The sequence below is a fragment of the Chromobacterium indicum genome, assembly GCF_039708975.1.
GTDB lineage: Bacteria > Pseudomonadota > Gammaproteobacteria > Burkholderiales > Chromobacteriaceae > Chromobacterium > Chromobacterium piscinae.
Window position 1 is genome coordinate 219,354 of the sequence record NZ_JAYFSJ010000007.1, and the last position, 24,048, is coordinate 243,401.

Here is a 24,048-nt window from a genome sequence, read left to right on the forward strand (position 1 = left end):
CCCGTTCCCCGGGGCGGGCGCGGCCAATCGCGTCACATCAACCGGCCGCCGTTCGGCGCCGCGAGCGGGAACTCGGCCAGCATCACCCTGCCCGCCTCGTCGTGCACCCCGGTCACCAGCACTTCCGAGCGCACGCCGGCCACGCGCTTGGGCGGGAAATTGCATACGCACAACACACGCTTGCCGATCAGCTCGGCGGCAAGATAATGGTCAGTGATCTGAGCGCTGGATGTTTTCACCCCCAACTCGCCCAGATCCACCTTCAGCACATAGGCAGGCTTGCGAGCCTGCGCGTTGGGCTCGGCGTGGACGATGGTCCCCGCCCGGAATTCCACCTTGAGAAAATCTTCCCAGCTGAGGCTGCTTGAATCGGACATTTCGCGTTTTCCATGTGATCAGACATGGCCGCAGTATGGCCGAACCGCGCGAGCGCAACGCGCGCCGGACTACGGTTCAAGCGCGCCGGACTCTGCCCCGCTCTTCGCTGGGATTGGCGCCGAACCGCTGCCGGTACGCGGCGCTGAAAGCGGAAGCCGACTGGTAGCCCACCTGCAGCGCCACCTCCAGCACGCTGGCGCGGCCGCCCAGCAGCAAACGCCGCGCCCGCTCCATCCGCATCCGGCATAGGTAGGCCATCGGCGTCAGCCCGGTTTCCGCTTTCAGCCGCGCGTGGAACTGGCTGGGCGACAAATGGCAGGCGGCCGCCATGTCCGCCACCGTCAACGGCCGCCCCAGCCGCGAAACCAGAAAACGGCCCAGCCGCGGCGACAACTGGAAAACCGCCGGCGCGTCGGGAAACAGCAGGTCCAGCAGCATGCCGGACAACATAGGCTGCCGCGCTTCCGGCTGCGGATGCCGCGCCGCCCAGTACGCCAGCTCCCGCGCCGCGGGCGGCAAGGTCAATTGGCATGCCGCCGCGTCCGCGCCGCTTTCCTGGACGGGCACGTTCAGCACCAGTTGCCGGTTGCCCGGCGCGCCGGCATAGCAATGGGAAACGCCGGCCGGGATGCGCACCGCGGAACCCGCGCCGTTCAGATAGGGCCGCCCTTCCATCTCCAGCTCCAATGCCCCCGCCAGGCCAAGCACCCACTGGTGATGGCCGTCATGGGCGTGGCGGATGCTGTCGCTGCCGTAATGCAGCAGTTCGATGCGGGCGGAAAACATGGAGTGAGACATCGTAAAAAGGTCGGCGGTCGAATCAATGCCGAAAAGGATAGCCGAACGGACCGCCCCGTCCAAGCCGGCCGGCTCCCGCCGCGAACAGCGCGGGCGACCCGGGCCTCAAGGAAACTCGTCGTGCTGCGGCAGATTGTCGGCGATGTCGTGCCACTCGGCCTTGGAGCCGACGAAAATATGCGCGGAGGGGCGGATGGCCGGGACGTCGATCAAAGTGCCCAGCGCCACATGGACGAACTCTCCGCCGCGCACTATCGAATACAGCAGCGATCCGCATTGCCCGCAGCGCGCGTCATGCGCGCGCTCGTCGCCATAAATCAGCAGGCAGTCCCGCCCCCGGATCAGCTTGAGCTTTTGCCGCTCGATGCCTGCAAAGGGCTTGAACGCCGCCCCGGTGGCCCGCCGGCATTGGCCGCAATGGCAATTGAGCGCACAGCGGAATTCATCGCGGACCGCATACCGCACGGCGCCGCACAGGCAGCCTCCTTCGAGCATCAGCGTCGCCTCCTCGAAAGTTCTGTCGCGCCAACCGCCAAACATGCGCCGCGCGGGTCAGATGCGCGCGATGTCCAGCGCCAAGGGCGCGCTCGGGCGTTGCGAAACATGGAACACGGCTCGCGGCGGCGCCATCCCGGCCGGAGCCGACAAGCGATATCCGCGCAGCAGCTGCGCGGCCACCAGCGTCATCTCCGCCACCGCCAGATGCTGCCCCAAGCACACGCGCGGCCCGCCGCCGAAGGGCAGATAGGCGCCCTGCTGCGGCCTCGCCGCATCGGAGTCGAAACGTTCCGGACGATAGCTGAGCGGCTCAGGGAACCAGCGCTCGTCATGCTGCATCAACTGCATCGGCACCAAGAATACCGTCTTTGCCGGGAAGGTCCAGTCTCCCAGCGTCACAGGCTTGACGGCTCGCCGGCTCATCAGCAGCGGCACCGCCGGGTGCAGGCGCATCGTTTCCAGCAGGGTCTGGCTTACGTATTGCAGCGCGGACAAGTCCGCGTCCCCGCTTTCCTCGCCAGGCCATGCCGCCAACGCTTCGGCCCGCGCCTTTTCCTGGATATCCGGATGGGACGCCATGCACCAGGCCCACCAGGCCAGCGAGGCCGCCACCGTCTCGTGTCCGGCCAGGAAGGCCGTCTTGCACTCGTCCCGCACCGCCTGCAATGGCCAACTTTTCGGTTGCTGCAGATGGAGCCGCAACAGGCGGGACAGCAGATCCTCCGGCCATGCGTCCGCCGGCAGGCGCAGCCTGGCCTGCAAGTGCCGCTCGATCAAACCGTTCATCAGCAGCCGCGCGCGGCGGCGCTTGCGCTGCCACGGAACCCAGTCCGGCAGGCTGGCCGGCCTCCACAACTCTTCGGTGGAGGCCACCATCAAGGTATGGACGGCTTCCTCCGCCTCCCGCGCCTCGCTTCCGACGCCGCTGGAGAACATCATCCGCAGAATCACTTCCATCGTCACCGACGTCAGCTCGCTCTCTATCGGCCAGGCGTCGCGCCGATCCGGCCATTGCTCGAACGCCCGCCGGGCGGCCGCCACGATGGACGGCGAGAACGCCTGCACCGATTTGCGCGTGAAGTCTGGCTGCAGCGCCTGCCGCTTCTCGCGCCAGGCCTCTCCTTCGGCGATCAACACGCTATGGCCGTGCACCCGGCCGTAGACGCTCAGCGCCCTTTCCCAGCGGCGCAGCGAGTCAGCCTGATTAACCAGCAGTTCGCGCGCCAGATGCGGATCGGAAACGATGACCTGATGTTCCGGCCAGGTGCGCACATGCACCAGATCGCCGAACTCGCGCTGCCAGCCGGCCAGCGTGCCCATCAAATCGCGCGACAGCTGGGTCAGCAGCCCCCAACCGGTCAAGCCGGCTTCCGGACCCGGCGGCCAACTGCCGGAGGACGGTTTGGGCGATGCCGGCGGATGGCCGCCGGCATGGAATGGACAGGAGGATTGCGGTGGCGTTTTCATTCAAAAATCATACCACCCATCCATTAAAATGTGGCGTATGAAAACAAAATCCATAAGTATTATTCATATCGCCTATGAAATAATGAATGAATCCCGTTTTCAGCCGCAAGCCGGCGCGCCTTTCAAAGCAACGGCGACAAAGCGCCAAAACCGTAGGACTGGCCAGGAACAAAAATACCGCGGCGGCGGCTTCCTGTTCAGACCGCCGCCTCCGCCGGCAACAACTGGCTGTCGATCACGTCCCACAATGCCGCCAGCGCATCGAGGAAAGCGTCGATGCCGGACAGGACCAGCGGTTCGGTTTCGGCATTGAGCACGCCCGCAATGGCTTGCCGCACATTCAGCTCATGCTGCTGCTCCGCGCCGCACTCCCCCCAGTGGTCAAGCAGATAGTACATTTCCGGGTCTTCCAGACTTACGCCGTAGTGGCCGGAGTCAACCAGCGCCCGTTTCTCGCCCGGAATCAGCGAGCGGTTGGAAATCAATTCCAGCGCGAAGGCGATGCCCAGATTGCGGATGGTGGACTCTGGGTCGGACCGGCTTCTCTGCTGAAACACGGCGATGGCCTCGCGCGCCTGGCGAGTCAGGCCGCTGGTTCGATCATAGCCGGGCAGGTCGCCCAAAAGCTGGTCGGAGTAGCGTTTCAGCCCGGCCTCCACTTCCGCCTGGTCGTCCAGATCATCGAACACCCGCTCCTTGCCGGTCAGATTGACGATGTGGCCCGCCATTCTCGCCAGGTCGGGGCCGTGGCCGCCTTCCGAGACCTCTATTTCGGACATCAGCTCCGCTTGCCGCGGCAGCCCCATATTCTTCAAGCCTTGCGGGAAAGCCATCCCCAGCCGGGTCGAGGCGCAAAAATTCTGCAGTTGGTGAAATAATGCCGCCGACTGCGCCGCCGGCAGCGGCGCACAGGCCCAGTGCCGATACATGGGATGATCAAACACCCGGTGGTTCATCACTTTCCGAGCCAGCGCTTCCACTGCCATTGCCATATCTTTCATGATGCTCTCCTGTCGACATACACGGACTGCGTCAGAAATACTTGCGGCAGGCCATCTCGTCGGGAACCTCGTAACCCAGACGTTGGATATGGCCAAGGACGTCGTCGCGATAGAGATCGCGCAATTGGCCGTTGGTGTACTGCCGCAGCCCCCATCTCACCGCCGTTTCGCTGCGGCGCGAGTCTGAGCGGCCAAACATGTCCATCGCCATCGGATACAAACGGTCCAACGCCTCCTGCGCCCGCGCCCGCGCATCCTTGTCCTTCGCCGCTCGCCGCATCAGCAGCGCGCCGTGGCTGAAATGCCGGGCCTCTTCCTTCAGCACCGCCTGGGCCTCCGCGCGCAATGGCAGATAGCTGCTGCCCACCATCTCCTTGATCTGGTAATGCCCCTCCAGCTCGCACAGAAAACTGAAAGCCGCCCTCTCCTCCCAACTGCGAAACTCCATGGTCATGCTTTCCGCCGCGAAATACCGTCGCTCCTCTTTCTTCTGGCTCAGCATGTGGGAGGTATCGACTTCCAGCTCAGCCAGCAAGCGGGAAAATCGCCGGAAGTGATCCACCTCTTCCGCGGCGAACTGCGCGCAGATATAGCGTTCGTCCGCATCCGGCGCCAAAGGATAGAAGGAATCGATATAAGTATCGCCCGCGCTCAGCTCGCCTTCTCCGTTAGCCAGCAACTGATGAATCAAGGTGTCTCTGTATTCGTCCGGCATCGAGCCAATTCCCTCCAGGCTCACTTCATGCGGATTGATCTTGCTTTCCATCATGTTTTCCTTTCTCCAGAGTGAATGGCGACGATGATCCGCCGCGGCGGAATTTCTCGCCGGAGCGCGGCGCGTCGCCGAAAACAGGCGCAAGTCGGCCTGCGAGCGGAGATGGTCAATGAAGCGGGCCAGGTCCGACCGATGAAGTTGTGCCCCGCAATGGGTTCAGGCGGAGAGATAGGTCAAGGTGTGATGCGACAGCGTTTGACCCGCTCCATCTGTGATGGTGGCTGTGCCGTAGGTGACTCGCCTGCCGCTTTTCATCACTTCGGCGCGGCAGTAAACGTCCGCCTGAGCCGCCCGCAGAAAATTGGTTTTCATTTCCAGAGTGACGATGGGAGCATCAATGCCCAACTCTGTCATGGCCGCCAGCCAAAACGCCGTGTCCGCCAAGGTCATCAGACAGCCGCCCTGGATAATGCCCCCGGGACGATAAAACTGAGGCTGTGCCGGCAGCGCCAAATCCACTTTCCCGGCTTGCACGCTTAATACTTGATAATTCCAGATAGCGACAAACGGAGACTCTTGCAAAATCCTGACAGCCTGCTCAACCGTTTCCAGCAATAGCGGCGCTTTTTCCATTCACCTCTCTCCTCCATATTCATTATTCTGACTCATCCTTTTGCCGAGTAGATTATGCTCATCAAAACCATTCAACAAGCGCTTTTTCAGAGAACTGGCCACATTAACTACAATCATTCTGTACAGGTAGAGACATTCCATGCCAGCACCATTTTCAACTGTACCTTTTGCCGGGAAAAGTGAATATATCTCCCAAAGCGCCCGCTTAAAATAGGGAGATTTACTTGACAGTAAATACCACATACCCGCCTCTCCTCCATAACCATCAGCCCCAAACCCGGCCGCCGAGAATGGGAAAGCCGTCAAACCGGAGAAGTTCCGACGCCCCGATTTTCTCAAATGCGGCCCCAAACCCCGTGCTCTGAATCCAGGCCATGTCCTCTCGCCAGCCCATGCCGATTGAAAATGCCAAACAGGCAGCGCTGGCCCGATCCAATCTAATCGCCCCTCAAAAATGCCATGCAGATAATAAGCTGCTGATCTAGAAAGAATGGTAATCAACGCATGCATTTCCACCTATCCGAACAGGCAAAAGGCAAGCATGCGCGGGGCCGCACGGCAAAGAGTTGGAATTCAATGCATTAAATTGAAAAGCAGCCGCAGATCATCAATGATTCGTTACAAAATTACGTCACAAGGGAAACGATCCGGCCAACCGATAATATCGACTCTGCTTATCGGAGATAAAAACAGGAAAAGGGAAAATGGACATCACCAAACACTTTTCGAGCACGGGAAGTTATCAGGATATCGTCAAGGCAATCGGCGCCGCGCAGGCTGTCATACAATTCAAGCCCGACGGCACCATCATCGACGCCAACCCCATTTTCCTGAACCTGATGGGATATTCGCTGAATGAAGTTGTAGGCAGACATCACGGCATGTTTTTGCCGGAAAGCGAAAAAAATAGCGCTTCCTACCAACAATTCTGGACAGAATTGCAACAAGGAAAGCATCAGACAGCCCAATTCAGACGCATTGCCAAAAATGGGAAAGATGTCTGGATACAGGCCTCCTACATCCCGATCCGAAAAGGCCGCCGCGTCGCCAGCGTCATCAAGTTCGCAACCGACATCACCAGCGACGTCATGATCGCCGCCGACCGGACTGGCCAGATTGAAGCCATCAACCGCTCGCAAGCGGTGATCGAGTTCACCACCGATGGGGTAGTCTCGCGCGCCAACGAGAATTTTTGCCAGGCGCTGAGTTACGACGAGCAGGAAATCGTGGGAAAGCACCACAAGCTATTCGTATTGCCGGAAGAAAGCCAAAGCGAGGCATACCAACGCTTCTGGGACAGCCTGAGAAAAGGCGCGTTTCACGAAGGAGAATTCTGCCGCGTGGCGAAGAATGGCCGGAGGATCTGGATTCAAGCCACCTACAATCCGATCTTCGACCCTGACGGCAAGATCATAAAAATCGTCAAATACGCCACCGACATCACCGAGGCGGTGAGGGCCAGAAACTCCAGCAAACTGATGTCGCTGATCATCAACCAGACCGACAACTCCGCGCTGGTGGCTGACAAAAATGGCTTGATCATCTTCGCCAATGACGGCTTCTCGAAAATGAGCGGCTACGCGGCCGATGAGATCATCGGCAAGAAGCCGGGGCACATTCTGCAGGGCGAAGACACCAATCCGGACACCGTCCGGAAAATCGGCGCCTGCCTGCGGGAGCACCGTCCCTTCCATGGAGAAATCCTCAACTACACCAAGGCGGGCAAGCCCTATTGGGTTTCGCTGGCCATCAACCCGGTGTTCGACGAAACCGGCAGTCTGTCGAACTACATCTCCATCCAGGCCGACATCACCGAAACCAAAGAACGGGAAGAGGAATACAGCAAGAAATTCGCCGCGATAGGCATGTCCAACGCCATCTGCGAATGGAACACCGAAGGCAAGGTGCTGCAAGGCAATGAGTACATGGTTTCGCACCTGGAGCTGAAGAGCAATGAAGAGCTCCAGCAGCACGCCCGCCCGCTATCGGAAATCATAGGCTCGGACAATTTCAGCCGCGCGCTCAAAGGCGAAATGCTGACCGAAGAGTTCAAGATGAGAAAAAAAGACGGATCGATGGTGCTGATGAACGTCACCGTCTGCCCCCTCACCTCACAGCAAGGCATCGTCAAGAATATCGTGACCTACGGCGTGGACGTCACCGCCAAGATGGAGGCGGAAAGAGTGACCGATCAGGAAATGCGCCAGGTCATTTCCTCCAGCGAAAAGATATCGTCGATCATCGGCACCATCAACGACATCGCCGCGCAGACCAATCTGCTGGCGCTGAACGCCGCCATAGAGGCCGCCCGCGCCGGTGAAATGGGCAGAGGCTTCGCGGTGGTGGCCGACGAGGTGAGAAAACTGTCGATTGAATCGACCAAGTCTTCAAAGGAAATAGCCGATCTGGTGGACGAATCCATCGGCAGGATAAAAACGCTGGAGGCCTCGCTGAACAACCTGAAGACGAACGCCAAATCATGACCGCGTCCGTCGCTCATGGCGGCGCGTCGCCTTATTAAAGCGACGCGTCCCATTCGCCGGAATGCCAGCTCCCCTTCATATGATTGAGGAAACGCCCATGTCTGCCGCCAAGCCAAGCTTCAAACGCGTCATCGAGTACCCTCTCCCCGCATCCAGTCAGACGCACGAAGTCGTATCCATCGCGCCGGACCTTATCCTCATCTCGCAGCAGCCATCCGGCGGTTTGGTGAAAATGCGGGTGGATCCCGGCACAGGACGCCCCATAGAATCCGTCGCCCACATCATCGACAACCCATTCTCCGGCCTGCATGGGCTGACGATGTCGAAACGCCATCCCGGCTGCCTGTGGGTCACGCTGCAGTTTCAATCGGAGTTGCTGCTGATCGACCCGGTCGCACACGACTTGGCGGCCGCCCCCAGAACGCTGCAAAAAATCCAGTTGCCGGAACCCGCCCGCGGCCCCCACGTCGTCGCGGAGGACGGCGACATCCTGTGGGCCTCCTGCAAGGACAGCCACCACGTTGCGCGGGTGGACACCCATGACCCCGACCATCCGCGGATCATCCCCTGCCCGCCCAGACCAATCTTCGTGCAAGTGCATCCCGCCAGCGGGGATGTCTACGCCACCCTGGATCAATCCAGCGCGCTATTCCGCATCCCCGCCAACCCTGCGCAAGCGCCCAGCGAAATCGCTATCCCCGGAGAGATCGGCAATACCCCGGTCGGCATGGTGCCAGGGCCGGACGGAAACCTGTGGCTCGCCCTGCTGGGCAACGCCTCCGGCGGAAACGGCAGTTTCGGCCGTATCCTGGCCAATGGCGAGATCGATTGGTTCCAACTCACCGCCGGCCCAGCCAAAGGAGCCTCGTTCATCCATCTGGGCTTCTCGCCCGACCCATCCAAGTCAAATACGATCTACCTGCTGGCCTCATCGATGGCCGACAGCTCCGCTCTCAACGGCGTAGTGCAGGTCATGCTGAACGAAGACTACAGCCAGCTCGGCCCCCAGCAAACCATCGCCTTTCCTACGCAACAGAGCATGACCCATCGCGTGCTCTGCACCGAGCGCAGCCTTTACGCCACCGAGCTGGGCGCCTGCTGCCTCGCGCACCTGGCTCCTGCCTTCTCTCCGTACGGCGAGGGCATCAATGAAATGGCGGACTCCTATTCGCTATGGGGTTGCGGCGTCCCAAGCCAAACCGTCCACTACCACGGACCGGATCGGGAGCGCTAAGAGCCTGCTCACCCGCTTCGCCTGCCAAGCGGGATGCCTCATCGCATGATGAGGCATCCTGATTATTCGAAAAATATTGACAAATCAAAAAATTAACAGGAGAATTCGCCGGAATCGCTTCATGTTGTCCCGCTCAAACGAGCCGTAACGCTCCTCTTCTCTAGCCAAGCCTCCTCCAAATCATCAGTTGTTGGCACGCGAAGGTAGTTGTCACAAGCCTAGCCAGCAATCCATTGCAAGCCGCCAAGCCAAACATATCAAACAGGCGGCGGCTGATTGGAATCCGTTGTCTCGCAGCCTCCATGACACCCGGGCAGAACTCATGAAAATATCGCAAGCCGTCCTTGCCATAGGGACTCGCTTTAACAATATCAACCCATGCCAAAAGCATGGGGGTCGGAAAATAAACCATGAAAATTCAGGAACTGAAACAGGGTGACCTGATCACCCAACAAATCGACAATCTGATCGTCTCGTTCAAAGTCTTGTCCATCAAGCAAATAGGCCGCCGCTTTCAGGTAACGTTCAGCTCGGCCTCGGGCATTGAAACTGCAAGCTATCAAGCCGACGCACTGATCACCTCCATCTGATCGCGCGCCGCGAGGCAGCTCCAGCCTCCCCGCCGCATGACTTCCGCCGCGCTACCCGCCCTTATGGCGCGAAGCTCCGCATGCTTCGCACAAGGTACACCCTCATAACAAAAAACAAGCGGCGCGCCTCCCCGCTGAGATGACGTGTCCTGCCACTCCGCTCTCAGGCCAGCCTATGCCGCCAAGCGCAAATGGCAAGCCGCATTCACTAGTTCAATATCGCGAGCCAAGCGGAGCGCGGCATCCTGCCGCCTCAACAAATTTCCACCCCAGCCGCAAAATCGCATCAAGCGTATTTCAGCGCTTGCGGCAATGCGGAGGACTGCCAGGGGCAAGCTTAAGTGTAACCGCATACTTATTTGTATTTTAATAGCCTAGCGATATAAATAAGAGTGCCTCCTTCTACACGAGGGACGGTTTGGTTGTCGCCTGGCATCAATCGTCAAGCGCGGCATCCACAATGATCCGCAGGAAATCCGGCAGCACAAAGGAGCGGCGAAATGACGCAAGCACCCACGCGAGGAGGCGATCAGCCGCTGATCTTGAGCGACAAGCAAGGCTTTGACCGGCGCTGGTTCGCGCCGCAGCTGCAAGCCGTTTACGTGCCAGCCCGCCACGAGCAAGTAGAGGAATATGTCGACGCGGCATTAAGCGCATATGGCCGCGACGTGAAAATCGCCTCCGGCCGCCACTGTTACGAGAACTTCGTCTACAACGACAGCACCCGCGCCATCATCGACATGTCCGCCCTGAACCAAGCGGGCTTCGATGCGGAACGCAACGCGTATTTTGTCGATGCCGGCTGTGAAAACTGGAGCGTGTATCGCGCCTTGCTCAATGGCCATGGCAAAACCCTGCCGGCCGGCTCCTGCTATTCGGTCGGCGCGGGCGGGCACATCACCGGCGGCGGCTACGGCCTGCTGTCCCGACTGCACGGTTTGACCGTAGACCATCTGACCGCCGTCGATATCGTCACCTGGGATGCGGCACAGGGCCAGGCAAAATTGCGCCATGTATCCGAGCAAAGCGGCAGCCAGGAGGAGCGCGATTTGTTCTGGGCCTTGCGCGGCGCCGGCTGCGGCAATTTCGGCGTGATCGTTCGCTATTATTTTGCCGCGCTGCCGGATGCGCCAGACCATGCCACACAGTTCACGCTTGCCTGGGATTGGGATCAAATCAACAAACAAGCCTTCAGCCAATTGCTGGACGAATACGCCGACTTCGTCATGCGCATGCCCAACAACGATTTCAGCTTGCTGAAATTGAACCATGTCGATAACGGGCAAATCGGCCTGCTTGTGCAAATCGCCTCGCCCATCGGCGCCAGCTTTCACCAGCATTGCCAACAGGCCGAAGCGCGCATCCAAAGCCTGCAGCAACGCTTTGCCGCCATTGCCCCCGCAACCGTCCTGCGCCGCCCCATGGGCGGCCATCCCGGCTGGATGAACACGCTGCACGCCAATCTCAGCGCTCAGCATTTGACCTATCTGGAAGCGCTGCAAACGGTGAATGGCTCCGGCCCCAACCAGTTTGGCAAATACAAGTCCGCATATATGAATAAAGGCTTCCCACAAAACCAAAAGGATGAGATTTTCCGCTGGCTGCATGAGAAGCCGGAAGGGCTGACGAATGGCGCCTTGGCGCAAAGTCTGCTGCAAGTGGATAGCTACGGCGGCGCGGTCAACGAGCGCAGCAGCAGCGCCACCCCGGTGCCGCAACGCAGTTCCATCCTGAAACTGCAATATCAAACTTATTGGAACAACGCCTCCGCGCCGGGGCAAAGCCGACAATCCCGTTATCAGGAACAGGCCCGGACGCATCTGAACTGGATTCGCGGCTTTTATCAGGCGGTGTACGCCGAATATGGCGGCACGCCCAATCCGGAGCAAGACAAGAACGGCGTGGTCGATGGCTGCTATTACAACTACCCGGACTGCGATTTGGGCACCCATGAAGACGGGAAGATCGATCAGGCCATGCAGCTATATTTCAAGGAAAACTACCGCAGTGCGCCGCGCAACCTGGTACAGGTGAAACGGCAATGGGACCCGCAAGACTACTTCCACCACGCGCAGTCCATCCCGATCAAGTAGGCTGGGCAATCTCGCCTATTCCGCCTTTTATTGGAGCAGGCGGCGGATTCGCGCTCGCCTTTGAAGCGTCTGCCATTCGGCATGCGCGGCCTGCCCATGCCTGCTCCTGAAGCCCTGCATCGCCGCTCGCGACGGCACAAGCTACTCCACCGAGCATGGTATGGAGCGTGCTCCCTCGCTACAACCTTGCCGCCGACATCCTCTGATAGGCCGTAGCGTACCGGATTTCGAGTTTGAACGCGGGGCTCAAAGAACGACGTGTTCTGCTCATGGTTCACCTTGGTTGAGGTGGTGACTGCACAACATGAGTTGGTGTCCGGATTCAATAGGCTGCTACAAAGCCGGACCTGCCATGGCAGACATGGCGAGAAGCGCTTCACACCCATGCTTGCCACGCCGCCAGATACTGGACTTGGTCATGTTATCTGCCTCAATTAGATCAAGATTAAAGCCTGGACTCCCTGCGCCAGAATTAAATGATGGAAAAAGACCTGACAAAAAGAGCAGGAAAATAACTTTTCCGCACTTTAAAAATAGCGCGCAAATATGACCTCCTCAGCCAAACGAGAAAGTCGAGTTCGACATCCCCCCCTTCCCAGCCTTAAGCAGCGCGGCTATGCCTTGAAAAACATCCGCGTAGGGAACGAAAACCAAAATTGAGAATTGCGCCCGGCGACATCACCGCGCTTGAAAATACATTTGACAACCCATAAAAAAAGGCGAAGACTGAATAAGCCGATCCTTACATGTTGCGCAGTCAACAGTCACCCCACCCCACCCCACCCCACCCCACCCCACAGACTATACCCAAATGGCATTGCTTGCAATTAATCTATTGACAATGCAATAACGCAATAGGGTTAAATTCTTGTCATTAAGCAATGGCCAAAGCATGCTTTTGCATGCCCCATCTCAAACTGCGCGACAAGCCAAACAATCCAGCCCAATTAAAACCCCTTCTCGCCGCGCCAGAATAACGGTTTGAAACAATAAAAGCTAACCATCATTCACCAGCACACCACTTCACGCGAATGGAGTATCAAATGAAAATTCAAGACTTAAAAGAGGGAGATTTAGTCACTCAAAGCATTGATGGGAAAATGGTTCTTTCCCAAGTGGCATGCATCCAAAAAGTAGGCTCGCGATACATTGCCACTTTCTCGTCAAACAAAGAAACCACTCCCCCCCCTCAAACCAAGCTACCTCTTGAGACAGGCGAAAGCAATAAAAAACTCCCAACCCTTTCTCTTGTCAAAGATCCAAGAAGTGTAATTAAAATCCACACACCAATCACATCATAGATCCACACCTCAACCATATTACCATGCAAGAGAGAATTAAAATGGACCCCTAATGCATAAATAGCAATCCTTACGAAGGAGTATAAAAATGAACCAGTTGAGAGATGAATCAAGAACCATTTCGCCCGCGAAAAACAATGAGCAATGCGAAGTGTGGCCGACGCAAGCCAGATTGAAACTTGCCGACTCCCTTTTTCATAGCTTCAGCGAAGGAGTATGCATAACTGATAATCAACAGAAAATATTGCAGGCAAATCAAGCACTCTGCAATATTACAGGATTCAGTCATGCCCAAATAATAGGAAGAAAACCCAGTATATTTTCCTCCAGCATTCACGACAAAACCTTCTTCACGTCCATGTGGCAAGCCATCGATGAGCACGGCCAATGGCAAGGGGAGGTTTGGAACCAAAAGGAAAATGGCTCGCTATACGCAATCAAACTGAACATCTCTGCCGTCTATGATGCGCGCCAAGAAATTTCTCACTACATCGGAATAATGAGCGACATTACGCAGCAAAAACTAGATTTAGCGGCAATAACCAAAAGCGCTCATATAGACTCACTAACCGGATTACCCAATAGATTGCTTTTTACCGACCGACTGCTTCAAGCGGTTGCCCAAGCAGATCGGAATAAAACGTTCTTGGCAGTCTGTTTTTTGGACTTGGATCACTTCAAAAAGATCAACGACGTCCATGGCCATCAAAGTGGTGACGCGGTGCTTAAAGAATTTGCCATTCGGCTAGATACAGCAATCCGAACGGGGGATACCGCTGCAAGACTTGGTGGAGATGAATTCATCCTATTGTTGCTGGGACTCAAAAATAGCGCGGAATGCGCAACAATCCTGAAAAGAATCACACACATGGCTTGCCAGCCGATCCCGCTGCCTGCCAATGCGATTTTCCCGACAGCCAGCATTGGGGTGGCCATCTATCCGACGGATGCAACCATTCCAAACAATTTAGTAGCCTTGGCTGACACCGCCATGTATCACGCAAAAGCATTAGGCGGAAATCACACCATCTATCACCATACAAAAATTGCCTGACCTGCCCACAAGACACAACCATAACTCACTCATCAAGGAAAATGGATTTTCTCAACATTGAGCACACTCCTTGCTGAGTAATATTCCGAAAGGAATACCAGATGCAAAACTATCATATTACATGCGAACGCAACTTGGACGGTTTGTTCCTTGGCTGGTCCGTACACACTAACGAAGATGTGCTTGTCTCATCCATTTATCCACGATATGACATGGCAGAGACCGAAACTATTCGACTAGAGGAGAAGTACGGCTCGCCCTTGACTGCCCATGCTCTTATGAATGGAAATAAGATTTTGGAAAAATACTTCCATTGACGACATCCGGGCAGCCGTGTGGCGATGCAGGAGATGGCTGGCATGGCCGAAGAAGAGAAATGCAGCGGCCCAAGCCGAATGGGAGAATACGGCCATCGGGTCATGGCCAGAACACCGACCGGCCGACCATAAGCAGAAAAGCCGCCAGCGCAGACGCCGGCGGCTTTTGCTTTATCTCGCAGGGATTCGCTCAGGGGCTGATCGCAAAGAACACGAAAGACGCGAAGATCACCAGATGCACGATGCCCTGCAGAATGGTGGTACGCCCTACTGACAGCGACAATGAGCACGCCACCAGCGTCAACAGCAGGAAGATGGTTTCCTTGATTTCCAAGCCCAGGATCAGCGGCTCGCCCATGAACACGAAAATCATCGCCACAGTGGGAATGGTCAGGCCAATGGATGCCAGCGCCGAACCCAAAGCCAGATTCAGGCTGGTCTGCACCCGATCCGCCCGCGCCGCATTGGCGGCGGCCAGCCCTTCCGGCAACAGCACCAGGGCGGCGATGATGATGCCCACCACCGCGGCCGGCGCGCCGGCGTCCACCACAAAACTCTCAATCGACGGCGACAGCAGCTTGGCCAAGGTCACCACCGCAACCAGGCAAATCAGCAGCATCGCCACGGCCAGCATGGCCACCTTGTTGGACGGCGGCGGCGCATGCTCGTCCTCGTCATGGCTGCCTTCCACCAGAAAATAATCGCGGTGGCGGATGGTTTGCACAAACACGAAAGCGCCGTACAGCACCAGCGACACCACGCCGGTAAACGCCAACTGCGAGGACGACAGCAACGGCCCCGGCTGGCTGGTGCCATAGTTGGGCAGCACCAGCGCCAATACCGAAATCGCCGCCAGCACGGTCAAAGCCGCCTTGGCGCCGCTAAGCTGGAAGTTCTGCTCGCGATGGCGCAAGCCGCCCAGCAGCAGGCAAATGCCCAGAATGCCGTTGCAGGTGATCATGATGGCGGAAAAAATGGTGTCCCGAGCCAGCGCCAGCTTCTCCTCGCCCCCGCCCAGCATGAAGGAAATGATCAGCGCCACCTCGATCACGGTCACCGCCAGCGCCAGGATCAAGGTGCCGAAAGGCTCGCCCACCTTATGCGCCACCACCTCGGCGTGATGCACAGCGGCAAACACCGTTCCCGCCAGCAAAACCGCCAGCAGCGTCAGATAGAGAGCATGCCCCCCCGCCGCCGAAGACGCGGCGATGGCAGCCCAGGCCAATACAGGGGTGACAACGGTCCAGCGCGGAATCGTGTTATGAATCAATGGATTTTCCTTATTGTTGACGAACGGCCGCCGGTCCCGCCCGGCAAAGGCTTGGCCAGGACAAGGCAGGCAACCGTTCTGGGAGAGCAATCGAGAAACCAGCATGGAGGCTGTATTAGCCACAGCATAGCAGCATTAGGTAAATAGACCATGACGCAGCCAATGGGTTCGGGATTTGTAAACAAACAGTGCGTCGCTCTGTTGGGAGGGAGGAACCCCATTCCGTTAAGGTAGGGTGCGCCACCCCGCAGGGGCGACGCACCGCCGACACATCTCGCCGAATCAATATTGAAGAAGGTGGAAACAAGCGGTGCGTCGCCCCGCCAAAGAGGCGGGGTGACGCACCCTACGAATCACTCATCAACCACCCGCTGGCTCATCCGCTCGGCCAGGCGCAAATGGCAGGCTGCCGCCAGCTTTACCAGCTCGGTATCGCTGGCCGGCATGCCGTCCGGCACGGCGATCAGCTCGGCCAGCGCATCCAGGGTGGCGACGGAGCTGTTGAGGCCCATCATGCGGCCGAGCGGGTGTTTTTGGCGGTTATGGCGCTCGTAGTCCAGCGTCACCAGCCAGCGGGTATGCTGCCAGCACGCCTCGCCGTTCTCCAACACCGCATCCAGCACCGCCCGGCTCACCTGCCGCGCCGCCTCCGCCGCCAGCGCCAAGGCCAGCTCCAGCTGATCCGCCGTCAACGCCTTCTCGCCCTCCCGCCGCAAGGCCGGCAGCAACTCCTCCTCCAGCCAACGCCGAAACCGCCGCGCCGCCGGCTTGCGATAGCGCCGAATCGCCGTAGCCACACCGGTTTCCGACAGGCAAACCACCTCCCCGCCACCCACCGGCATGGCGCGGACCTCCTCCTTGTTCAGCTTGCTTAACAAGGCCGCCGTGGTACGGCATTTGATCGCCGCAGCGACATCATCGGCAAAGAACCATAGGCCGTTATGGCGATGCAAGAGATGGAAGGGTTTATCGAGGAATGTGAATTCCCGCAAAGATGAGGACGCGGGTGATTGGATGGACTGTGCCATGAGTGAATCTCCGTGCAGTTTCACTAACTGCCCCCACGTCGCCAAACGAGGGTGGCAGGCCAAGGCGGGGTTGGCGAACCGGCTACACGGACCCGGCAGACCCGGAGGTCTCCCCACCCGGCCCGCCATGGAGTGCATGAACGCGCACGAGGACAGCAGACATAACCAAAGCTACGCCTGCCGTGTAGTCTGGGTCGCCAAACCCAATCGTGCTGTTAAACACGATCCGACAAGGCTAGAACCCAGGCACAAGAGGGTCAAGAGTAAATGACGACGGGAAGACTGGCAAGAAGAGCAGGAAATCAAATGAAGGTGAGGTGTAATACAGCGTGAATACCGCAGACAAGGTTTCAGGGCTTAGAAACGAACCGTCGTGCCCCTACCCCATCAGCGCAAGCCGGCTTCAAAGCCATTTTCAAGGTTTTAAGTCGCCGGCTGTTCGACGCGGTGTAACGCGGCGCGCATTTTGGCACCGAATTGCACTTGATTTGACACTGCGCCCCACGCGCATTTTGCAGCAGTTTTGGCACGAAAACAGCCCCGGAATCCGGGGCTGTTTCGCTTCCTACGGGGCTACACTTCAGACAGCTGCCGCCGACTGAATGCCGGCTCCCAGGACGCCACGGCTGCCGGCTGCGGTCGGGCCGTTACGATACCAGCGTCCAGCTCAGCCAATACCCGGTCAAATAGTACCAATCCCATCGGGGCCAGCTCTCGCCGCCATAGCGACCTGGCGTCATCATCGGGCCGGATGTGGCACCATTCCTGTGCTGCTATCGGCCCCGTATCCGCGCCGTCGTCCATCCAGTAGACCGTTCCGCCAGTGACCGCCTCGCGCATGTGCAGCGCCCAACGGATCGCGTCGCGCCCTCGGTGCCGGGGCAGCAACGACGGGTGATAGCCCAGCGCGCCATAACGGGCGGCAGCACGGGCGCTTGCATCGATGAACGCATGCGCATGGGCCGCCAGGATGATATCTGTTCCCGCTGGGATATCCGCCCCGGTCACCTTGCGGCCGCAGGCAATGACAGGGACGCCGCTATCTTCTGCAGCAGCTTGTAGGCGGTCACCAGCTGGAGCGATGACGGCAACGACGACATCGCCCCGGCGTTGCAACAGGCGCAGCAGCTCGCATGCCAGCCATTGCTGGCCGACGATCATGACGCGCATGGCGTGTCCTCCACCAGATAGCGGAAACCCTGGACCGCGCGCAGGTGGCCGCCATAGCCGGAGCTGCTTTCCGAAATGCCTTTAGCCTGCGCGCTTTTGCGCATCGAGTCCCGGCATCGCATTTTGTGATCGCCGAACAGCCTGGCGCTAACCTGCGTCCAGCGGCGGTCCCGCCGTAGCGCTTCAGCCAGTCCTGGGTGGCTGGTATGGAACAGCGTCGGCAGCGGCTTGTTGTAGCGATTCTCGCCGCGCCGCCAGGCGTCGCAGATGGCGTTGAGAAACCGCATGCCGACGCCGGCTCCTTGCCACTCCGGCATGACGACCAGCCGGCACGCGCGCGCTTCGACCAGGCCGGGCCGGGTACTGACGGCCAGGTGCGCGACAGGCTCCCCGTCAATGGTGCCCACGTAGCAGGTCGCCGCGATCATATGCGGCAGCTTCAGATAGTGATGCGGCTCAAACAAGGGCCAGTAACGCCAGTCCGTTTTGTGAATTTCGAGTTCCAGAGATGGTCGTCGCCGAAGGCACCCCCGTTCAAGTTGCCCGGTTGCCGTGTCGAACACCCAATCAGGTTGGAGCCAGTCCAGAATGTCGTAATGGCAGGATAGCAGCACGGCCTTGCCGCCAGTCCGCCGCCAGGCTTTTGCGAACGCGCCCGCGCCGATGCGGGCGATCTGGCGGTCAACTACGGACGAAAACTCGTCTACCACCGCCAGCGGCGGTGCCTCGCACACCAGGCGTGCAAGCGTGGCGCGGAACTGCTCGCCGTTGGATAGCACCTGGAACGGCCTCAACCACGACGGCACGCTTCCCAACCCGACAGCGGCCAGGGCGGCTGTTACGGCCGCGAAATCGCCACCTGGCGCGATAGCGTCAACGATGGGCATGCTGGCCGGCCATGCCGGCTTGTACATCTCGCCAATCTGTTTCCCAATGCTGGTTTTGCCGCTGCCGGACGGGCCGACGATGACCCCGATCTGCCAGCCTTCGTCCTCAATCGGCAACTTGGCGTCCAGCTGAAAATTAGCTCCGCTGTCGACGTTGAACAGCGACTTGACCCGCTCGGCGCGGTACGAATCGAAATCGGAACAGCGATGGTTGACGCGGATCTTCATACCGACACCACCTTCAGCTTGTAGCCGTCAGCCTTGAGTCTGGCGTAAACCTCGGCTTGGTCAAACTCGTTTTTGCAGATAATGATGACCCCGAATTGGGGGCGGTACTTGAACCCATTGCGTCCTAGTGGCTTAGTCATGCTTAGTCTTGTTGTCAGACGCTCCTGGGCGTTCGGATGGGAGGCTCTCGGCCTTCAGGTGGTTCAGTGTCCGGCAGCGCGGGCACTTGATGGTCAGTTCAATGTAACGGCCGGAGGCCAGTTTGCGGCCGCATTGGCCGCAACGAATATCAGTGTTAAACATCTGCAAGCCTTATCGGGTGTCAAATATTCCGCTAGACTTGCCACGCTTTCAGCGCTGAAGGTGGCAGCCTTGGGGTGACTTGCAGGCTATCTCTGCGGGTCAGCTGGCCGGGCGGGTGCTCCAACACTCGCTCGGTCGCTGTCTTCTACTACGCTGGCTTTTGGGGCCATTTGATATCCGACGGATATCCTTGTTGGGCTGGCACCCTCGACAGCTCAACCCGGTAGCGCTTCCATGCGGTCAATAGCGCCATCTCGGCCGGGGTCGCAATGCCGAGTTCTGCGGCATCCTGCAGTGGTACCACGGCAGCGTCTGCTTGCGCGCGCCGCGCGGCGATCTCGGCATCCGTCATGCTGGCTATTGCAGCGCGTTGAGCCGCCTCATCGACTACCCAGCGCCCGCCCCGCCAGACCCCAAACGGTGGTGGCGGTTGCTCTGTTGCCTTCAGGCTCTCTGGCGTATCCCCCAGGCGTGCCTGGATCGGTTGCACCGTGTCGACGCTCCACAGTTTTACGGCGCGCCAATCAGCCGTAACAGCCCAGCGGCCGCCCTCGAACACGGCAGCCTCGCGCGTGGATGCTGCCGGCGGTTGCAGCTCGGTGCTGTAGGCTGGCAGCAGCCACACTTCCTCCACATCCAGCGGCGAACGGTCGGCGGCGGTTGTGCCTAGGTATTCGCCGGTATGCGGGTGATAGGAGTAGACGGTTTTGGTATCGGACATGGTTTCCCCTGGTCAGATTTTGATGCAGGCGAGCAATGCGATATTGCGTGGCCGGGTTTCAGATCCGATCCCGGTGTTGGCGCCGGTGATGAGCGGGAGCTGATTCGTTGATGAGACCGATCCTGCGTAGGACCAGGATGTACCACCCGTGCCTGGGATTGCCAGCGTTCCCCCATCTGGTAGCCGCTTAACGGTGTGGTCATGAGGACCAACGGTGTCCAGCTGATTGCTCCCCAGCGCACGTCCAAGCTCAACACCACGGGCACCATCATCCCAGCCGCGCACGAACTCGCCGCGCAGGTCGGGCAGGTTGAATGTGCTTGAGCCATCGCCGGCACCATATATGGTGCCGATTGCGGCGAACAATGCGGGATACGTCGTCCGAGACACTGCGGTGCCATTTGCCCGCAACCAGCCTGCCGGCGCGGTGGGGCCGGCAAAAAATCCGATTAGCCCAGGAGGGGCAGCTGCGGCGGCCTCGGCTTTGGTTGCCTTGCCGGCCAGCGCATTCGCCATCGTCGTAGCAAAATTGGGGTCATCGTTTACTGCATCGCCCAATTTTGCCAGCGTGTTAAGGGTCGCCGGAACGGAGCCGACCAGCGCCGCAATGGCCGCCTGCAGGGTTGCGTTGCTGGCAGGTTGAGCGTTGCTTGTGCCGAGAGGAACACTAGGCAGGATCATCCCATCAGGGCCGAAGCGCGCGGCCTCCACACCATTGCACGCTATGCCGATGAATCCGTCTGAGATGTGCCAAAAGCCGGTATCTCCAGAACCATCGAGAGCAAAGGTAATGCCGGGGGCCTTGACCGTCCCCTCAGGGACTGTGACGCGGTCTTCAAAAACCGGGTTTTTCTTTGTTGACAATGCTTGCAAATCTGCCTTGTTTGCGGCATCGGTGATGCCGTAGCCGGCGAGGGTGGTCGGCCGAGTGGCCCCGCCCCACGCAATGCGCCGCACCGCGTCCAGTACCTGGGTGTTCTTGCCAGCATCCGGGTTGATGCCCAGCGATGCCAGTAAGCTGACGAGTTCGGCCTGGATCGACTGGACGCCGCCTTGCACCGCATTGAGCCACGTCGCGGTGACGATAGTGCCGAGCGCCCCGGTATTGGGGTTGCCGTCTTGGAACAGCTTGTCGGGGGTATTGATGGGCTGCATCACATCTTGCATGGAGCCTCCTAGTGGTAAGCGAAATAGACGAAGGTATGGGCAGGCTTGAGGTCATTGAATACGGCCTCGATAACCGGGTCGCCGAAGCTGAGCAGCCGCTCCCCAGCGGCGGACTGGCCAGCTTGAAAGCGAAAGCTGCGGGAGCCGGCGCTGCCATGAACCACGACTTGCCAGACCCAGATGATGTCGGCCGTCCATACCGTATCGCCTGCGCGGTTCGCGCCAGCACGGAATGGCTGCGGCTCGTTGATGTCGATCTGCGTCCCCATGCCAGCGGCTAGCCGGATGAAGTACGGGATGGACAGGCCGCCGGTTTCCGCCAGCTTGGCCAGCACCAGCTGCAAGCGCTGCTGATACGGCGCGTCGGCCGGCGGCGTAATGCCGCAGACGCGCTCCCAATCGGCCAGCATCTCGCCGGCCGCGAACGGGGTAATGCCGCCGCCTGCGCGGTCCAGGCTGAGCATGGTTTCGTCCAGGGCGTGGCCCTCGGTCGCCAGTTCGACCCGCAACGCAGGGCCGTGGGCGTAGCTGACTGGCGGCAACAGCATGGCCAACAGCGATTCATGGCGCATCACATGGGCCTCACATTCAGCGCGCCCAGGCGCAGCCATTCGACGGCCGAGGCGTCGGCCTTTGGTACGACATTGGCCGTTGGCGTCACGACCTGACGGTCGGCGATGCCGGCAACAGCAGAGGCCAACAGCTCGATGCGGCTGCGCACTGCGGTCTCCCCAGGTGCCAGCGCCGCGAAATAACTGGTGACCGCGCTCTTGATCTGCTCGGTGGCAATGGCCAGGGTGGTGTTGGATAGCAGCACGCGGATATCGAGGTCGACCAGGCGCGGCGTGGGAGCGAACGCCAGGCAATTGCGGGCGGTCACCGGCCGCATATCGTCGATGTGCTGTTGCACGGCGGCCAGCACCTGGCTGGACGGCACGCCGCCGGCCGTGGTGACCGCGACGTCGACCGTCCCTAGGCCACGGCGCAGCGGGTAGACATAGGCGGCGGTAACGCCGTCCACTTCCATTGCCCAGCGGTGGTAGTCGTAGCGGTTGCCGCCGGCCGGCGGGCGGCGGATCAGTTCCAGCAGCCGCGCCAGCAACTCGCTATCCGACTCGGCGTCCGCGCCGCCCGACATATTGACCACCGATGCCTGGCTGGCGATGCCGGCCGGGGCCGACGCCAATTCGGCGGTGGCACCTGCGGCAAGGTTGCCGGCCAGACCTGGCGCGGCGGCATTGACCGCTACGACGCCTGTGCCGCTGGCGTCTAGCGTGGTGCCTTGGGTAGTGGTGTAGCTTTGCCCGGCGGCTTTCGCCGTCAGGCCGGCCGGGGCCGTCGCGCCGGGGGGGCCCTGCAGGCGGATCTGACCAGCGGCCGCCACCGGGTTCTTGCGCGACAAGCCACGCACGCGGGCGTGCAGCTCCAGATAGTCGCGGTCGGCGGTGTCGGGGAAGATCTGCCGGGCCAGCCACGCCTGGTGCTGGTACAGCCCTTCCACCGCGCTGGCCACCGAGGTAGCGCGGACAAACCAATCGCTGTCGGAAGAGATGTCGACGTCGGGCCGTTGGTTGCGCAGATCGCGCAGCAGCGCGTCGCGGACGGATCGCATATCCAGAGTGGTGAACGGCATCAGGCGACCCTCACCGGCAGGTTGAACAGCTGGGCGCGGCCGCTCTGGTCTTCTACCGTGATCTGCAGGTGGAGCCAGCCTAGCGCTTGGCGGTGGGTAGAGACGTCGACCCGGCTGGCGCGGCCGTCGGCCAGCAGCGGCTGCAGCGCCTGTTCGCTGTACTGGCGGGCCAGCATGTCGACGCGGCCGGTGTCTTTCTCGCGCTGCAGCTCATGCAGGCGCGAACCCAGCGTGGGGTCGGCCCACCAACTGCCCAGCGGCGTCATCAGCCGCAAATAGACGGCGTTGGCGAGGGTGTCGGTGGCAGTGCCGGCGTAGTCGCCGGATGCGGGGTCGATGAAAGCGTCCATGCCCCGCAGTGTGCGGGGCATGGACCAGATAGAAATCTGTGATTGTCTTCAGTGGTTTTATTATTGGCGTCTGGGTCGCCGCCCCCTACGAGTCGGCCAAACCGTCTCTATCAGCACCCCACAAAAAGTTTCCACAACCTCCGTCCACTCAACAACAGTGTCGCGGCTGATTGGTTGAGCCGCGTGGTGGCCAGCTCCACCCGCATTAGGATTTTTGTCAGCTTGGTGCACGATGTGATGTCTTCTTTTTATAGCAAGGCATAAGGTTGCAAACTTGGGGAATCCTCTTCTGAATTCCACTACGTCGGTAATACCAATCTTCCTAAGAAATTCATCAATCTCCGGGGCATTGTTAACTGAAAATCCTTCAAGATATTGGCTAATAGAATCTTGAATCAAATCCGAGACTTTCTTGTCCCGGTGAGGAACCAAGTCTCCTAAAGAAATCTTGGGTTTTCCTATATCTTTGGAAAAAGGAATTCCATTTAACACATCAGGGCTTGCATGGGGTAGTTTTTCTGCTGCTATTGATCTGCATACATCTTCAAATGACGCATGCAGCATGACTACGCATGCGCGAAGCAGGTCACTTAGGTATGTTGGCGGTCGCCCTGCAATAACTTCAACCCGAAATTCAGCATGTAAATCGAGCAGGTTCCGAACTCGGGTGATGTTCCTTCGCATGTTAGTCTGAATAGTGCGTTTGGCCATGCTCTGTTCCTGGCTGGA

General features: G+C 59.3%; 24 protein-coding genes and 1 pseudogene. 6 read left to right on the forward strand and 19 right to left on the reverse strand.

All coding sequences use genetic code 11. The features are described from left to right. Positions 1 to 32: 32 nt before the first annotated feature. The 8 genes from VA599_RS11455 to VA599_RS11490 form a co-directional block, all read right to left on the reverse strand. Complete coding sequence (locus VA599_RS11455) at positions 33 to 377, reverse strand: tRNA-binding protein (RefSeq protein WP_021476415.1); 345 nt, start codon at positions 375 to 377, stop codon at positions 33 to 35. 76 nt (positions 378 to 453) lie between these two features. Then, positions 454 to 1,164, reverse strand: a complete 711-nt coding sequence (locus VA599_RS11460; RefSeq protein WP_346788653.1) for a helix-turn-helix transcriptional regulator — start codon at positions 1,162 to 1,164, stop codon at positions 454 to 456. A gap of 117 nt (positions 1,165 to 1,281) precedes the next feature. Continuing rightward, positions 1,282 to 1,671, reverse strand: a complete 390-nt coding sequence (locus VA599_RS11465; protein ID WP_346788654.1) for a GFA family protein — start codon at positions 1,669 to 1,671, stop codon at positions 1,282 to 1,284. Positions 1,672 to 1,728: 57 nt separating this feature from the next. Further along, the gene (locus VA599_RS11470) at positions 1,729 to 3,141 is read right to left on the reverse strand and encodes a cytochrome P450 (RefSeq protein WP_346788655.1); all 1,413 of its coding nucleotides are present in this window, start codon (positions 3,139 to 3,141) and stop codon (positions 1,729 to 1,731) included. A 197-nt stretch (positions 3,142 to 3,338) separates the two neighbouring features. Continuing rightward, positions 3,339 to 4,142, reverse strand: coding sequence for a hypothetical protein (locus VA599_RS11475; protein WP_021476419.1), 804 nt, complete (start codon positions 4,140 to 4,142; stop codon positions 3,339 to 3,341). 31 nt (positions 4,143 to 4,173) lie between these two features. Continuing rightward, on the reverse strand, positions 4,174 to 4,911 hold the full coding sequence (locus tag VA599_RS11480) for a Phenylacetic acid catabolic protein (protein WP_051238419.1): 738 nt from the start codon (positions 4,909 to 4,911) through the stop codon (positions 4,174 to 4,176). A 162-nt stretch (positions 4,912 to 5,073) separates the two neighbouring features. After that, complete coding sequence (locus tag VA599_RS11485; protein WP_021476421.1) at positions 5,074 to 5,490, reverse strand: PaaI family thioesterase; 417 nt, start codon at positions 5,488 to 5,490, stop codon at positions 5,074 to 5,076. Next, on the reverse strand, positions 5,491 to 6,000 hold the full coding sequence (locus tag VA599_RS11490; protein ID WP_346788656.1) for a hypothetical protein: 510 nt from the start codon (positions 5,998 to 6,000) through the stop codon (positions 5,491 to 5,493). A gap of 194 nt (positions 6,001 to 6,194) precedes the next feature. Between VA599_RS11490 and VA599_RS11495 the strand changes: the two are divergent. The 6 genes and pseudogenes from VA599_RS11495 to VA599_RS11520 all read left to right on the forward strand — a co-directional run. After that, positions 6,195 to 7,901, forward strand: a pseudogene (locus tag VA599_RS11495) (PAS domain-containing protein); the annotation flags it as partial. Positions 7,902 to 8,070: 169 nt separating this feature from the next. Next, positions 8,071 to 9,207 carry an NHL repeat-containing protein gene (locus VA599_RS11500; RefSeq protein WP_346788657.1) on the forward strand — a complete coding sequence of 379 codons (1,137 nt, stop codon included), beginning with the start codon at positions 8,071 to 8,073 and terminating at the stop codon, positions 9,205 to 9,207. Positions 9,208 to 9,617: 410 nt separating this feature from the next. Further along, entirely contained in the window at positions 9,618 to 9,797 is a 180-nt protein-coding gene (locus tag VA599_RS11505; protein WP_021476426.1) for a hypothetical protein, read from the forward strand. A 500-nt stretch (positions 9,798 to 10,297) separates the two neighbouring features. After that, positions 10,298 to 11,890, forward strand: coding sequence for an FAD-binding oxidoreductase (locus VA599_RS11510; protein ID WP_346788658.1), 1,593 nt, complete (start codon positions 10,298 to 10,300; stop codon positions 11,888 to 11,890). A 1,043-nt stretch (positions 11,891 to 12,933) separates the two neighbouring features. Further along, on the forward strand, positions 12,934 to 13,191 hold the full coding sequence (locus tag VA599_RS11515) for a hypothetical protein (RefSeq protein ID WP_152526873.1): 258 nt from the start codon (positions 12,934 to 12,936) through the stop codon (positions 13,189 to 13,191). An 88-nt stretch (positions 13,192 to 13,279) separates the two neighbouring features. Next, positions 13,280 to 14,245 (forward strand): diguanylate cyclase domain-containing protein, encoded by a 966-nt coding sequence (locus VA599_RS11520; protein WP_346788659.1) that lies wholly within the window; start codon positions 13,280 to 13,282, stop codon positions 14,243 to 14,245. A gap of 507 nt (positions 14,246 to 14,752) precedes the next feature. Here the strand turns inward: VA599_RS11520 and VA599_RS11525 are convergent. The 11 genes from VA599_RS11525 to VA599_RS11575 form a co-directional block, all read right to left on the reverse strand. After that, positions 14,753 to 15,832, reverse strand: coding sequence for a calcium:cation antiporter (locus tag VA599_RS11525; RefSeq protein ID WP_021476430.1), 1,080 nt, complete (start codon positions 15,830 to 15,832; stop codon positions 14,753 to 14,755). A 353-nt stretch (positions 15,833 to 16,185) separates the two neighbouring features. Beyond that, complete coding sequence (locus tag VA599_RS11530; protein ID WP_346788660.1) at positions 16,186 to 16,998, reverse strand: BRO-N domain-containing protein; 813 nt, start codon at positions 16,996 to 16,998, stop codon at positions 16,186 to 16,188. 435 nt (positions 16,999 to 17,433) lie between these two features. Further along, entirely contained in the window at positions 17,434 to 18,030 is a 597-nt protein-coding gene (locus VA599_RS11535; RefSeq protein WP_346788661.1) for a formyltransferase family protein, read from the reverse strand. After that, positions 18,018 to 19,145 (reverse strand): GNAT family N-acetyltransferase, encoded by a 1,128-nt coding sequence (locus tag VA599_RS11540; protein ID WP_346788662.1) that lies wholly within the window; start codon positions 19,143 to 19,145, stop codon positions 18,018 to 18,020. The genes VA599_RS11535 and VA599_RS11540 overlap by 13 nt, the downstream gene beginning before the upstream one ends. 132 nt (positions 19,146 to 19,277) lie before the next feature. Beyond that, positions 19,278 to 19,448 (reverse strand): Com family DNA-binding transcriptional regulator, encoded by a 171-nt coding sequence (locus VA599_RS11545; RefSeq protein ID WP_346788663.1) that lies wholly within the window; start codon positions 19,446 to 19,448, stop codon positions 19,278 to 19,280. 148 nt (positions 19,449 to 19,596) lie between these two features. Further along, on the reverse strand, positions 19,597 to 20,169 hold the full coding sequence (locus tag VA599_RS11550; RefSeq protein WP_346788664.1) for a tail fiber assembly protein: 573 nt from the start codon (positions 20,167 to 20,169) through the stop codon (positions 19,597 to 19,599). Positions 20,170 to 20,181: 12 nt separating this feature from the next. Next, on the reverse strand, positions 20,182 to 21,336 hold the full coding sequence (locus VA599_RS11555) for a tail fiber protein (protein WP_346788665.1): 1,155 nt from the start codon (positions 21,334 to 21,336) through the stop codon (positions 20,182 to 20,184). Between the two features lie 8 nt (positions 21,337 to 21,344). Next, the gene (locus VA599_RS11560) at positions 21,345 to 21,908 is read right to left on the reverse strand and encodes a YmfQ family protein (protein WP_346788666.1); all 564 of its coding nucleotides are present in this window, start codon (positions 21,906 to 21,908) and stop codon (positions 21,345 to 21,347) included. Next, on the reverse strand, positions 21,908 to 22,969 hold the full coding sequence (locus VA599_RS11565; RefSeq protein ID WP_346788667.1) for a baseplate J/gp47 family protein: 1,062 nt from the start codon (positions 22,967 to 22,969) through the stop codon (positions 21,908 to 21,910). The genes VA599_RS11560 and VA599_RS11565 overlap by 1 nt, the downstream gene beginning before the upstream one ends. After that, complete coding sequence (locus VA599_RS11570; RefSeq protein ID WP_346788724.1) at positions 22,969 to 23,319, reverse strand: phage GP46 family protein; 351 nt, start codon at positions 23,317 to 23,319, stop codon at positions 22,969 to 22,971. The genes VA599_RS11565 and VA599_RS11570 overlap by 1 nt, the downstream gene beginning before the upstream one ends. A 60-nt stretch (positions 23,320 to 23,379) precedes the next feature. Beyond that, a complete protein-coding gene (locus VA599_RS11575) occupies positions 23,380 to 24,030 on the reverse strand; it encodes a HEPN domain-containing protein (protein WP_346788668.1) in 651 nt (216 codons plus the stop codon). Positions 24,031 to 24,048 lie beyond the last annotated feature (18 nt).